Origin of the sequence: Pseudoalteromonas sp. P1-16-1b, assembly GCF_001401785.1 — a bacterium.
Lineage (GTDB): Bacteria > Pseudomonadota > Gammaproteobacteria > Enterobacterales > Alteromonadaceae > Pseudoalteromonas > Pseudoalteromonas undina.
On sequence record NZ_LKGQ01000014.1, the window covers coordinates 41094 to 54822 of the forward strand.

Here is a 13729-nt window from a genome sequence, read left to right on the forward strand (position 1 = left end):
AATAAATATTGGTGTAAATTATGAATTAAATCTGTTTAGAGTACTCTAAACAGTATCGCATTTTTATATTTATGGAGTTCGTATGTCAGATAAACCATCAGGATCAGACGTTCAAAAACGTCCGCCGAATAACAACCTTATCTTTGCAGGGGTTATTTTATTAATTATCATTATTGCCGCTGCGTTTGTTTTATTAAAACCAAGTGAAGCTCCAAAAACAGTTATGCAGGTTGAAGAACCAGTAAAAGAGCAACCTATTATGGAGTTAAAGCCTGAAAACGATCCTGTGGTAGGTGCGCCCTCTGTTAAGCCTGAAAAACCTGCGGAATTAGATGTTCCAGCTCAGCGTCCAGAAGTTGAGCCCGAAGCTGAAGTTGTATCTTTACCAACGTTAAACGACAGCGACCCTGTAGTCATTGCAAAATTAGATGAATATTTGGGTGATGTAGCGATGAGCTTAATATTAAATGATGATGTTATTCGCCGTGGCGTAGTATTTGTCGATAATTTAGCAAAAGGCAAAGTGGCTACCAAGCATACCCCAGTTGCAAAATTAGAAGAGGGTTTTAGCGTAAACGAAGGCGATATTTTAACAATTGATCCTAATAGCTATGAACGCTATACCCCATATGTAAAAGTACTCACAAGTATGAGTGCAGCTCAAGCTGTGCGTTTATATGATGAGTATAAACCACTGATCAACAGCGCATATACTGAAATTGGTTACGGTGATGATGAGTTTACTCAAACACTTGAAGATGCCATTGACCTGTTACTTGATACTCCTGAGCCAAAAGGTAGCTTACCATTATTGCGTGATTCAGTGACCTATCAGTATGCGTTTTCTGAATGGGAGCAATTACCTGCTGCGCAAAAGCAACTTTTACGCATGGGCCCAGAGAACATGAAAAAAGTAAAAGCGGCACTACGTAACATAAAAGCAGAGTTAGAGAGCAATTAATAATCGCTTTAACACCTAAATAGACTGCGATTGTATATGAAGTATGCAATCGCACTTTCTTTTTTGATTATCCCTTGAATAACAGAGCAAAAGTAGAGATAATCTCAATCGCGCCAACCAAGGCCCTCAATGGTAGTCTTATTGGTCCTCTCGCAACACTAGCAGGCGAACCTGGTCAGGCCCGGAAGGGAGCAGCCACAGTTTGTGACGTGTGTGCCGAGATGTGGCTGGTAAGACTGCCACCCAAATTCCTCATTTGGGTGTATTAAAATTCCATTTATCTATTTTCTAATATTTATTTTGTTATTCGTACGCTAATTCTAGCTTTTACGCACTTAGCTAATTTTTTGTCATTATAGACAATAGCTAATGGGTAAGTAATAATTAAAACTCGCGATTATACTATACACCGCAGGTGTTCAATAAAGCTATAAAGGGTCAATATGACATCTCAGAGGAATAAATGGGCGCTGGCAATATTACTCGGGCTTATTGGAGGTTGCGCTAACCTTCTACCTCTGTATTTTTTTGATAGCTCTGAATTTTTATTTGGTCAGACGTTTGTAATACTTAGCCTAGTGTTTGCAGGGCTTCGTTATTCTCTTCTTAGTTTAGCGATTGTAACTGGTTTTTTATTTTATCGCTGGGGGCATAGCTGGACCAGTGTTGTTTATGTACTTGAGCTATTTTGGCTTTATGTCTTTTGTTTAAAGCGTTCTAAGCCAATACTTCCTTTAGGCGCCGTATTTTGGTTTTTAGTGGGCTTACCACTGGTGTGGGTTTTGGGTCACTTTGTTATAGGCCTGCCTTGGCTCACACTTGTTGTGGCTGCCTCAAAATACTTAATCAATGCTATGATAGCGTTGGCTTTGGTCGACTTGGTGAGTATATTTGTCCCCCATGCAAGCCGAGCTTATCAAGGGCAGCCTCTGGCCCGAATATTAAGCTATGTTGTAAGTATAATTATTGTTTTGGTGGTTTTGATCACCAGCGTTTTTTTGGTTAATCAGCATTATTCGCGCTTAGAATACGAAGTAAACACTCAACTTAAAGAAAAATCTCGTTCGATCAGTGCCCAGCTGAGTGATTATTTATTGTTTCATAAAAGTGCCATGGTAATAACCAGTGATGCAATAAGTGCTGGGGCATCTATACAACAGCAGTTAGAGCGACTAATGGAGTTATATCCTGGCTTTGTAACTAGCCTATATGCCAGCTCTGAAGGTTATGTCGAGAAAAGTATACCGAGTGAATTGCTCAGTGGTTTGAGTCAGAGTCAGCGTTATGTTGATGATCGTCCTTATTTTGCTCAAGCTCAGCAGTTCCCGTTGGGCTACATCAGTGGTGTTTTTCAGGGCAGAGGATTAGGCGATCAACCCATTGTAGCGCTTTCCGCCCCGATTTATAAAAATGATGAGTTTTATGGGGTCGTTGAGGGATCACTTAAGCTAGATCAATTAGAGCGGTTTATACCAAATTTATTTGAATATAATGGGGATTTACTTGTTCTAGATGCAGATAAAAAAGTGGTATTTAGTTCGTTAAGCCAGTTTGCTGCGCTCAGTGATTTTAAGCAGCAGGAACTTAGTCTTCAAAGCCTCAGTGGCAATCAACTTTTTCGCTCAAATGATAACGAGATGTACCATACAAATCAGTATGTTGACGACAACACAGGTTGGCAGGTTATATCGTTATATAATCGTAAACATTTAACTATGGTGGTAGTGGCTGCATGGTTGCCTACTATGTTATTAGGATTATGCTCTATTGCACTAGTGGTTTTATTTATTCATAAATTTACCCATTTGTTGGTTAAACCCATCATAGAGCTCACTCATTTAATTAATAGCTTTAGTAAAACTAAAAAACACGTATTTAATACAGATTCTAGTTGGTATGAAGTGCTGCAACTACAGCAACAATTTGAAATGTTGGGCAATGCACTACAACACTCAATTAAAAGTTTGCAAGCTTCTAATGTAAAAAATGAAGATCTCAATAAACAGCTTAGTCATTTTAATCAGCAATTAGAAGAGAAAGTCGCAGAGCAAACAACTGAATTAACACAAGCAGTTAAACTCGCCAATGAAGCAAATATTGCTAAGTCACAATTTTTAGCAAACATGAGTCACGAACTTCGAACACCTATGAATGGCATATTAGGTATGGGAGAGGTTTTGCTTCGAGATCAGTCCTTAAGTACCGAACAAAAGGAGTTGTTAATCACACAACAAAAAAGTGCAAAAAACTTGCTTAATATTCTTAACGATATTTTAGATTTTTCTAAAATTGAAGCAAATGCCATGGAGCTAAATATTAAGCCTACGCAGCTAACTCCATTTATAGAAAATATACGTTCTTTATTTTCCTCGATTGTTGCTGCCAAAGAGGTAGAGTTTACGGTTATTCAATCTAAGAATTTGCCACTGTGCATTAGTGTTGATGAATTACGCTTAAATCAGGTGATCATTAATTTACTCTCTAATGCGTATAAATTTACGCAGCAAGGCTTTGTGAATTTGTCGTTTGATTATCACGATAATAAGCTTCAAGTTAGCGTTGAAGATAGTGGCATTGGTATTGCGAAGGCACAGCAATCACTGTTATTTAGCGAGTTTACTCAAGCTGATGTGGGCGTTGCTCGTAAATATGGGGGAACAGGGCTCGGGTTGGCTATTTCTCAAAAGCTGATAAAAATGATGGGCGGTGAAATTCAGTTAAACAGCGAAGAGGGTAAAGGTAGTACGTTTGCGTTTAGTATTAGTGCACCAGAGTCAGCAGACGCTCCCTCAACCTTACCTAAAAAAGCAGCTTTGCAACCAAATCTGCTGGGTAAGCACATACTGTTGGTAGAAGATAATGCGATAAATCGGCAGGTTATTTCAAAAATGTTGGAGCCGACTAAAGCTGTGGTTGTTATGGCCGAGGATGGTATTAAGGCTCTTGATGTATTAAAAGAGCAATCGTTTGATTTGATTTTAATGGATTGCCAAATGCCTAACATGGATGGTTATGAATGCACACGTACGATTAGAGTTATGGAAGTTAAAACAGGTTGGCGAGTGCCTATAGTAGCGATTACGGCTAATGCCTATGAAGAAGATAAACAGCGATGCTTAATAGCCGGTATGGATGACTTTATTGCGAAACCAATTAATAGTGATGATTTATACACTGTGATTGGTAATATACTCAGTTGATAATAGTTCAACAGGCAAAAGCTGACACCGTGCCAGAGAGTATTCACTTGCCAAATGGTTAAATGTATCTAATTAGTTTTATGAGCAGAAAAATAAGATAATAGAATGGGGGATTAGCCTGAGTAAACTAATGGAAAGTCGATGCTACTCAGGCTAAGTAATTACATTGACTCTAATTTCATACCGCGTGTTTCTTTGATGTATTTGACCACAAAAAATACACTAATAAATGCCGATAAGGCATAAAAGCCATAAGCACCAGCTAAACCAATACTGCCGAGCATAATCGGGAAGGTCATAGTAATAGCAAAGTTAGCTATCCATTGCGCGCTAGCTGCAACAGCAAGGGCCGCACCGCGAATACGGTTATTAAACATTTCGCCAAGTAGCACCCACACTATAGGGCCCCAACTTAAGCCAAAAAATACCACAAACAAATTAGCCATTATTAATGCAAAGGTACCCATATTTTCGCTAAGTGCCAACTTGCCTGCTTCATCAAGTCCAGCGCTACCAAAGGTGTAAGTAAGTGCACTTAAACTAATAAACATACCTAAGCTACCTACCAACAATAGTGGCTTGCGGCCTACTTTATCGACTAAGGCAATAGCAATAAAGGTAGATAAAATATTGGTGGTGCCGGCAAGTACATTAATAAACAGTGATTGTGATTCATCAAAACCGGCGGCTTGCCATAGCTCTGAACCGTAATAAAATACCACGTTAATACCAACGGATTGTTGGAAAACAGATAAAGCTACACCCACCCAAACAATAGGGTGTACTTTTTTACTGCCATCGATAAATAAATCGCGAATACTTGGCTTTTTATCACTTTGCAGAGACTGCTTAACGTCACTGATTTGTGTATCTGCATTATCATTTGAGATTTTGTTAAATACAGTTTTAGCGTGTTTAAGTTTACCTTGTGCAACTAGGTAACGCGGTGATTCTGGAATAAAAAGTACACCAATTAAAAATAAGCCTGCAGGAACAAGTTCAGCCCAAAACATCCAGCGCCACGCGGCTAAATCTAACATTAAAATACCCTCGGCACCGCCAGCAGCGTTAGCAATTAGGTAGTTACTTAAAAAAGCTGCAAATAAACCAAGAACTATAGCGAGTTGTTGCAGTGTAGCTAAGCGACCACGTAGACTCGCAGGAGCAACTTCTGCTATATAAGCAGGCGCTAAAACCGAGGCAGCACCTATACCTAACCCACCAAACAAGCGGTAAAAAATAAACTCAGCAGAACTATCTGCAATGCCAGAGCCAAAAGCGCTGACTGCAAATATAATGGCAGTGACAATCATAATAGCGCGACGGCCAAACTTGTCAGCTAATGGGCCAGCGGCGAATGCCCCGAATGCACAGCCTAATAATACAGATGCAACATTAAAACCAGTTGCAACACTGCTTGAATTAAATGTATTACCCAATGCCGATACGGTGCCATTTATAACGCCTGAATCAAAACCAAATAAAAAGCCACCAATAGCGGCAACGGCCGATATAAAAATAACATAAAAAAGCGAGCACTTAGTCTGTGCGCTATGCTCACCTTTAGTTGCATGCTGTGTCGTCATGTTGTTCAATCCTAATTTTTATTATGTGTAATGTAGTTAAAGTGCCACTAATAATTTGCGGGCAACCTTAGCACAGAGTAATCACGCTAAAAAAGATATTTCAATAGTAATACGTATGCATAAAAAATTTTTATTGGGTTGATAAAAATAATGAGATGCTAGATACTGTTTTTATATACAGTGTGGGCGGTTTTATGAAAAAAGAGTTACCAGCGAAATATTATTTGGCACATTTTAGAGAGCTATTAACTTTTGTGAGCGAGAAATGCATGCATTTACTCGAGCAAAAGCATATTTCATTTATTAGTAAAATAAACGCGCTCGACGAGCAGAGCCAGTGTATGTTGGCGCGCATTTATTCTCGTAAGCCTTATTTAGTTCAAACCCAATCATTAAACTACGAAGAAATTAGCTCGCCATACCAAGCACTTTTTAAATTAAAAGCGGCAAAGTTAATTGTAGAACCCTCTGATAAAGATCATAGGCAGCTACTAAGTCACCTAACAAAACCGGCCTTAATAGAGCTGCTAGAAAAGCAAGAACAAACGCCATTATTTAAAAAAAGCGCTGCTAAAAGTAACTTAGTTGAAATAGCTATTTCATTCTTTGAATCTAAGCCAGAGTGTCTTGCACATTTATATAATCAGTACGTGATAAATAATAGAGAAGAGTATTACGAGTATTTTGAATTTTTATATATTGGCAGGCTCAGTGCAGGCGATATTAATCATCAAAATCGATTTGTACTGCGAGATTTAGGCGTAACACCTGTTAGGCAAGAGCATAATGAAAGCTTATCGCGCTTTGATTCAATAAAGGAAGCGCAGTCTAACTATGCATTAAACCGTTTGCGACTAACGCTTAAAAATACAAAAGATGACAATGAAAGAGAGGAACTAGCAAAGCAGCTAATAAATGAAGTAGCAGTAGGGGTTATTGCACAAGAGTTAAAAAACAAGTTACTGGTTATACTTTATAAGCAACTAAAAACAACTAACCCAACACTTGCGTATGATTTACTTAATGCCTGCGAAGACGATGCACAAGCCCTCGAGATTCAAATAAGGGAGCAATATCGACAGGGTAATAAGCAATGGGTAAAAGCGCAGCTTGAGAAGATTATAGAAAACCCGCTCACCGATGAGTTACTGTATTTCGCAGATGACTTTTTAATGCGTAAATTTAACAAGCAAACCCGTTCGCGGCTCAGTGAAATGTTAGCCAGTACACGTTGTATTATAGAAGTTGATGAGCTTTACCGTGGAGATGTTGAGTTAGGTGTAAGCGAGCACTACACTCGTCAAGGTAAGCAGGTTTTTTATACTGAGAATACCTTGTGGCAAAGCCTATTTGCACTGGTTTTTTGGCAAGAGCTGTTTATTGAAACTCCGACGCCTCCTTGTAATGAATTTGATATTTTCCCGCAAGCGTTAAAAACAGACTCTTTTTACTTAAATCAATCCTCACAAATAGAAGCGCGGCTAGCTACGTGTAATAGTACCCCAAAATTCCTGCGTTTAGTGTGTAACCATGCCGCGAAGTATTATGAGCAACCAAATGGCTTATTTAGATGGCACAAAGATGTATTAAAGCCATTAGAGATGCTTATTTTAAACAGCCCAATAAATGCGCTATTAAGCCATTTAAAAAACATGGCAAAAAACTACCGACAATTAAAAGATGGTTATCCCGATTTAATGATTGTTGATAATAACGCCGTTCATTTTGAAGAGGTTAAAGCGCCTGGCGATAAGCTTAAAAGAAACCAGTTAGTGAGTATCGATAATTTAAAAAGCTGTGGCTTTATCGTAAATATTGCAGCGGTAAACTGGTATGTAGATCCTAAGCGGATTTATAGTGTTGTTGATATTGAAACAACAGGGGGATTAAAGGGTGGTAATCGAATTACCGAAATTGGTGTTGTTAAAATACAGCAAGGCAACATCATTGATACATGGACTACGCTGATAAACCCAGAGCGGCCTATCCCTCGTTTTATTACTAAACTAACCGGTATTAACGACGCCATGGTAAGTGATGCGCCTATATTTAGCGACATTGCTTCGACTTTATTAGATAAGCTTTCGGGTAGTATTTTTGTCGCTCACAATGTTAATTTTGATTATGGCTTTATTAAAAAAGAGCTTGAGGGGCTGGGAATCAACTTTAAAATGCCAAAAATATGTACCGTTGTTGAGTCACGTAAAGCATTTAAGGGATTAAAATCGTATTCGCTGGGAAATTTATCTGCACACTTTAATTTAGACTTAACCAACCATCACCGTGCATTAGACGATGCTAAAGCGGCCGCGCAGTTATTATTACTTGTTCAGCAAACGGACAGTCAGTGATAAATTTGAGCCAGTTAAATGTATTTTGCTTAAAGTAGTAAAGTGCCTTGTGTATAAATACAGGGTATTAAAAAATTAGGTTTATCTATTTTTAATGGCCGATTAAAACTGCGCTTATAAAAATAATCGCTGTAAGCTTTGCAATCCCATGATAATATTAAATTTATATTAACAACTTTTAGGGCGGGTGTTTTAAAAGTGGTGTATGTTTCTGGGCAAAAACAATAATAAATTAAGGATAATAATGAATCATCGACAATTGAGTGCCACTTTGCTGGTATTGATGGCTTTAATAACTGGCTGTAATTCGTCACCAATAAGTCTTTACAGCGATAATACTATGAAGAAAAAAGAATATAATGGTGTTAAGGCATACAGAAAAGGGGAGTTTGAAGAGGCTTTTAACTATTTAGAAGAGCCCGCTGCATTCGGTTATAAAAGTGCACAATACACCCTAGCGTTTATGTTTTTAAAAGGACAATATTTAGAGCAATCAACTAAGCTTGGTATGGGGTGGTTGGGTGTTGCTGCAGAAGCAGGCGTTGAAAATTGGTCACAACAATATGATACTTTTTATGCCGCTGCGACAACAGAAGAGAAGCAAGAAATAGATGCAATTGTTGCCGTTTATATTGAACAATTTGGTGTTAAAGCTCAAAACATGACCTGCCGTAGGTCAACATCACCTAGGCGCACATTCGGCGAAATTAAAATTGATTGTAATAAACACGATGGTGTTGTCACTGTTCATGAAATACAAACAATAGAGTAAAGCTAGTTACTAACTAGCTTTTTCTCAAAGTCACTTTTTACGATATCGAGCGCTTTTAATACTTCTTCTGGCTCTACATCGTGTTGCTCTAAAATCATAATTAAATCAACAGCCAGTTTCACGTGTGTAGGAGCTTCTTCTAACGGGTTACTCATTAATATCTTTCTTTTTAGCAATCTGATCAATCGCAAAATTAATGGCAACTTCTACGCGTTGTTCCATATCTAAACGATCTGTTTGAGTTAAATAAAACGCCATATCTACATCGTATCTAATATAACGTGGGGGTAATTGATTGAGTACGGTGCAGCAAAAGTCAGCCATTACATCGTCGTTGTAACGTTCATTAAGTTTACGTTTTTCTATTTCTTCTAAAACGAGTTTTTCGTAAAAATTGTGTATGTCGTCATCTAATCGCATATTCCTGTCACTCTTTTTTATTGTCTGTAATGAGTCTATACCAAGGATTGTTATAAATCGAGAGCCGCTTTAAATAGTTGCTTATGGACACTAACTAAATTGTTGATGTTACGTTGATAACCGCCACCTAAAGCGCACGTCAGTGGTATGTTTCGCTGCTTACAAAAGTTAAGAACAGCAAAGTCGCGTTTATACACACCAGCTAGAGAAACATCAAATAAGCCGAGTTCGTCTTTGGTATAAATATCGGCGCCCGCATTATATAAAATAATATCGGGCTGGTGGAGACGAACACATAACTCAAGAGCTTGCTCTAGTGTTGTTAAATACTCTGCATCTGTGGTGTTTGCAGGTAAGCCAAAGTCATAGTTTGAGAGCTGTTTTTGCCGAGGAAAGTTTTGTTCACAGTGAATTGAGCAACTAATTATCTGCTCGTGCTGTTGGGTTATTTGCGCGGTACCGTCACCTTGGTGTACGTCACAATCAAATATTAATACAGTGTCGGCTTGCTCTGTTGAAATAAGATGCGCTGCCGCAATGGCTAAATCATTAAAAATACAAAAGCCACTGCCGTAATTGCTGTAAGCATGGTGATAGCCGCCACTTAAATTAGCCGCTAAACCACTTTCAAGTGCTGTTTCAGCGGCTTGAATACTGGCACCAACAGAGTAAAGAGTTCGCTCAACAAGTTTATAAGAGTGAGGAAATCCCATTTTTTTAACCGCTTTGTCAGTTAACGACCCGTTTAAAAAGTCAGCAATATAATCTGAGCTATGGCATAAGCTTAACTGCGCTTTAGTTGCTGTCGAAGGCGATATAAACCGCGTATAGCCTAAACGTTCAACTTCATGCTTGAGCTGTTGATACTTTTTAATTGGAAATCGATGGCGCTCAGGGAGCGTTAAAGCAGAGTAGAGAGGGTGATAAAAAAGCTGCATTAGCGTAGCTGTTGTTTTTCTACTTGTTGAATTTTGTCTTCGGTGGCAGAAATTGCTTTTCTACAACGGCCGAGTCGTGCATGAGTAGTTAAAATTTCTTGGTTAAGCTTTTGTGCTTGCGCAGGCGATGCTTTTTCCATTTGCAGTTTACGCTCTTCAATCATCAGTACTAGGCGACGTTCAAATTCATGGTTTTGTTTAAGTTCATCATATAATTCGTGGGATGATTGCATGATTTTTTGCACCGCTTGTTTATAAACAGGCTGTTTAGCACGAGGCTTATAATGACTTTTATTTTCTTTCACCCAAATAGGGGTCGATTTAATAACATTAAATACCGCTTGTACCTGACTGGCAATACGCTCAAGTGCATAGGTGTAAGCATGGCGGTGTTCGCTCGGTGGTAGGCTAGCTATTTCATCTTCTATTTCTACTACGTAGTCGGCTAAGTTCATACTTTTGGTGCTAAACACGGCTCTGTCAAATAGGCTCGGCTGTGCCTGCATATAACGGTTTTTAGAAAAGAGCTTTGCTTTGTCGAATTGCTCTGCCTGTTGCTTAAGCGTGGCAACTTGTTGGCGTAGTTTGTCTAAAGCAGCAGATTGCATATTAAAAGTATGCCTCGTAAATTAGTTTTAATGCTAAAAGTATAACCATAGTATTAAATACTGGACGAATAAATTTACTGCCAAAACGAATCGCTGAATGTGCGCCAAACCATGCACCAAGCATGATAAAGAAGCCCATTGTAATTCCCAGTAAAAAGTTAACATGGCCAAGTGCAACAAAGGTGATCAGCGAGATAAAGTTAGAAACAAAATTCATTGAACGCGCCAAACCACAATTAAGTAGCAAACTCATTTTATAAAGCATACCGTTTGAGGCAGTCCAAAAAGTTCCCGTTCCAGGCCCCGCCAAACCATCAAAAAAGCCTAGGCTTAACCCTTGTAGCCACTGTTTAATTTTTATTGCGCGGGTTAATTCAGGTAGGTCGTCGCTTTGTGTGGTACTTAAATTACCAAACAAGCTGTAGCAAGCCACTAAAATAATAATAATGGGTAAGAGCTTATTTAAAAATTCAATGCTTAAATGATCAACAATGAGTGTGCCTAACAAGGCACCTATGGCGGTGGCGATTATAGAAGCAAACCAAAATCGTGGGTTAAATAATTGTTTTTTATAATAGGTAATACTGGCAGTTAACGAGCCAAAACTGGCGGCCAATTTATTAGTGCCGAGCGTCAAATGAGGAGGTAATCCCGCCGTTAACAGTGCCGGTACAGTGAGTAAACCACCACCGCCAGCAATAGCATCAATAAAGCCCGCTAAAAGTGCAACGCCACATAAAATAGCCCAAGTTGTTGGGTCGAGTGCAAGTTCAAACATCAGTAATCTATTTGTCTTTTAAAAGGTGGTAAGGTGTCGAGCATGGCTTTGCCATATCGTTTGGTGATTAAGCGTCTATCTAAAATAGTTATTGTGCCAATATCACTTTCTTTGCGCAGCAGTCTACCACAGCTTTGTACCAATTTCTTTGCTGCGTCTGGCACGGTTATAGATAAAAACGGATTACCGCCTTTACTTTGCACAAACTCCGCTTGTGCTTCTTCGATAGGCGAGGTGGGCACCGCAAATGGAATTTTTGTAATAATCAGGTTTTCTAAATATTTACCAGGTAAATCAAGTCCTTCAGAAAGGCTTTGGGTGCCAAATAAAATACTGCCTTTGCCTTCATCAATATTTTTAGTGTGTAATTTGAGTAAAGCTTCTCGTGACATTTCACCTTGTACTAATAAGTTAAATCCTTTTGTTCTAAGAAACTTACTTACATGGTCCATTTGCCAGTAAGAGGCAAACAACACTAAGTTGGCTTTTTTAGTGTTTAGATATTCGGGTAATGTTTTAGCAATATGATCGCTAAATTCTTTATCTGTTGGCTCTATGCTTGACGTCGGAATACGCAGAGTGGCTTGTTTTGGGTAGTCAAACGGGGAGGGGACTTTTATAAACTTTACCCCTTCTTCTTTAGCAAGACCGCTTTCATAAGCAAAGTGATCAAATGAGCCTAGTGCGCTCAAGGTAGCTGAACATAACACGGCTCCGGCACATTCGCTCCACAGCTTATCTTTTAAATAGTAACCGACCTCAATGGGGCAGTCGCTAAGCAAGTGATCATGATGGCTTTTATATTCAAGTCGTTTTATCCAACGCGCATGCGGCGTGCCTTCGCCTTTAGTAGCGTAACTAAACCATAATTTATTAAGTTGTTCTAACCGGTTTATGTATTGCCCACTTTCAGCCAGAATGGGGTCGGCAACATAAGGTTTAATATCACCGTCGCTTACATCTTGTGTGAGGGTATCGTGCATTTTATTCAAACAGCGTAAAGCATCAAGCGTAGCCTCACTAATGTCTTTTGCCTTCGCATGTAGCGATTTAGGAATTTCACCATGTTCAAAGCGATAGGTATCGTCTTTTGAATATTCAAAATCGGCGTTGTCGAGAATATCGCGGACTACTTTTAAATCTTTGTTAGCATCGTTAACGCTATCGCATAACTTAAAGTTTTGCCCAATACCTTTTTGCCCCACTAACACTTTGGCCATTTTGCCACTAAATTTAGTGAGTTTGTCGAGCCAATCTATCGTGCCTTTTATGGTAGCTGCAGCAGATGAAAAGTCGCGGGTAATATGCGCAAGGTGATGCGCTTCATCGATTACATAAATGGTATTGTCGGGTTCGGGTAAAATTTTTCCGCCCCCTAAATCTAAATCGGCTAACAGTAACGAATGGTTTATAACTAATACATCCATTTGCATTAACTGCTGGCGGGCGAGTTGAAAAGGACATGTTTGGTGTGCTTTCATCTGGCGTTGGCAAGCATGCTTATCGCAGGCGATTAGTCCCCATACCCTATCAGGAATGGTATCAGCCCAGCTGTCTCTATCGCCTTGCCATTTTTTATTGACATAGGCATCGTAAAGTTGCTTTAAGCACTTAGTTTCCATATCACTTAGTGGCGATGTAAGGGTAGGCATAAACTCCATTTGAGTTTGGCTATCGCTGTTTAGTGCATTGTGAAGTTTGTGAGCGCAAATATAACGTTGGCGGCCTTTTACTAAATCAAATTTAAAATCGAGGCCTGAGTGCTTTTTAAAAAACGGCAGTTCTTTAGCGATTAACTGCTCTTGCAAAGCCACCGTAGCCGTAGAAATAACCAGTTTCTTTTTTTGTGCTAATGCCAGTGGCAGAGCGCCTAGGCAGTAAGCTAATGACTTACCGGTGCCGGTGCCTGCTTCAATAACACAAATACGTTGTTTTTTATGGTATTCACCGGCTAATGTTTTGGCGATTTCAGCAACTAAATAGTTTTGACTACTGCGAGGGCGGTAATCGGTTAGGTTATTTGCAACATGCTGGTGTACTTGTCTAATTGTTTTTTTAAGTGAGCTCGATAGCATGTGATGATTAACCTAAAATATGTATATAATTACAGTGTAT

General features: G+C 39.1%; 11 protein-coding genes and 1 other RNA gene. 5 read left to right on the forward strand and 7 right to left on the reverse strand.

Annotated elements, in window-relative coordinates; all coding sequences use genetic code 11:
• Positions 1–82 precede the first annotated feature (82 nt).
• The 3 genes from AN392_RS11285 (at position 83) to AN392_RS11290 (ending at position 4161) form a co-directional block, all read left to right on the forward strand.
• On the forward strand, positions 83–961 hold the full coding sequence (locus tag AN392_RS11285; protein WP_055012778.1) for a DUF3014 domain-containing protein: 879 nt from the start codon (positions 83–85) through the stop codon (positions 959–961).
• Positions 962–1100: 139 nt separating this feature from the next.
• Positions 1101–1197: signal recognition particle sRNA small type (ffs, locus tag AN392_RS18465), an RNA gene on the forward strand.
• 207 nt (positions 1198–1404) lie between these two features.
• Complete coding sequence (locus AN392_RS11290) at positions 1405–4161, forward strand: response regulator (RefSeq protein ID WP_055012779.1); 2757 nt, start codon at positions 1405–1407, stop codon at positions 4159–4161.
• A 161-nt stretch (positions 4162–4322) separates the two neighbouring features.
• Here the strand turns inward: AN392_RS11290 and AN392_RS11295 are convergent, their stop codons facing one another.
• On the reverse strand, positions 4323–5747 hold the full coding sequence (locus tag AN392_RS11295; RefSeq protein WP_055012780.1) for a sugar porter family MFS transporter: 1425 nt from the start codon (positions 5745–5747) through the stop codon (positions 4323–4325).
• A gap of 194 nt (positions 5748–5941) precedes the next feature.
• Between AN392_RS11295 and AN392_RS11300 the strand changes: the two genes are divergently transcribed.
• Together AN392_RS11300 and AN392_RS11305 are read left to right on the forward strand one after the other, a co-directional pair.
• Positions 5942–8098, forward strand: coding sequence for an exonuclease domain-containing protein (locus tag AN392_RS11300; protein ID WP_055012809.1), 2157 nt, complete (start codon positions 5942–5944; stop codon positions 8096–8098).
• 244 nt (positions 8099–8342) lie between these two features.
• Positions 8343–8870 carry a sel1 repeat family protein gene (locus AN392_RS11305; protein ID WP_054202429.1) on the forward strand — a complete coding sequence of 176 codons (528 nt, stop codon included), beginning with the start codon at positions 8343–8345 and terminating at the stop codon, positions 8868–8870.
• A gap of 2 nt (positions 8871–8872) precedes the next feature.
• Here the strand turns inward: AN392_RS11305 and AN392_RS18470 are convergent, their stop codons facing one another.
• From AN392_RS18470 to dinG, 6 genes are read right to left on the reverse strand one after another with little or no spacing between them, the layout of a single operon-like run.
• On the reverse strand, positions 8873–9025 hold the full coding sequence (locus AN392_RS18470) for a YbaM family protein (protein ID WP_010388219.1): 153 nt from the start codon (positions 9023–9025) through the stop codon (positions 8873–8875).
• Positions 9018–9290, reverse strand: coding sequence for a late competence development ComFB family protein (locus tag AN392_RS11310; protein WP_054202430.1), 273 nt, complete (start codon positions 9288–9290; stop codon positions 9018–9020). Before AN392_RS11310 ends, AN392_RS18470 begins: the two co-directional genes overlap by 8 nt.
• A 50-nt stretch (positions 9291–9340) precedes the next feature.
• A complete protein-coding gene (locus tag AN392_RS11315; RefSeq protein WP_055012781.1) occupies positions 9341–10228 on the reverse strand; it encodes a histone deacetylase in 888 nt (295 codons plus the stop codon).
• Complete coding sequence (locus tag AN392_RS11320; RefSeq protein WP_054202432.1) at positions 10228–10836, reverse strand: primosomal replication protein; 609 nt, start codon at positions 10834–10836, stop codon at positions 10228–10230. Before AN392_RS11320 ends, AN392_RS11315 begins: the two co-directional genes overlap by 1 nt.
• Before the next feature lies 1 nt (position 10837).
• Complete coding sequence (locus AN392_RS11325; RefSeq protein WP_054202433.1) at positions 10838–11614, reverse strand: TSUP family transporter; 777 nt, start codon at positions 11612–11614, stop codon at positions 10838–10840.
• The gene (dinG, locus tag AN392_RS11330) at positions 11614–13689 is read right to left on the reverse strand and encodes an ATP-dependent DNA helicase DinG (RefSeq protein ID WP_054202434.1); all 2076 of its coding nucleotides are present in this window, start codon (positions 13687–13689) and stop codon (positions 11614–11616) included. The genes AN392_RS11325 and dinG overlap by 1 nt, the downstream gene beginning before the upstream one ends.
• Between the last annotated feature and the right edge of the window lie 40 nt (positions 13690–13729).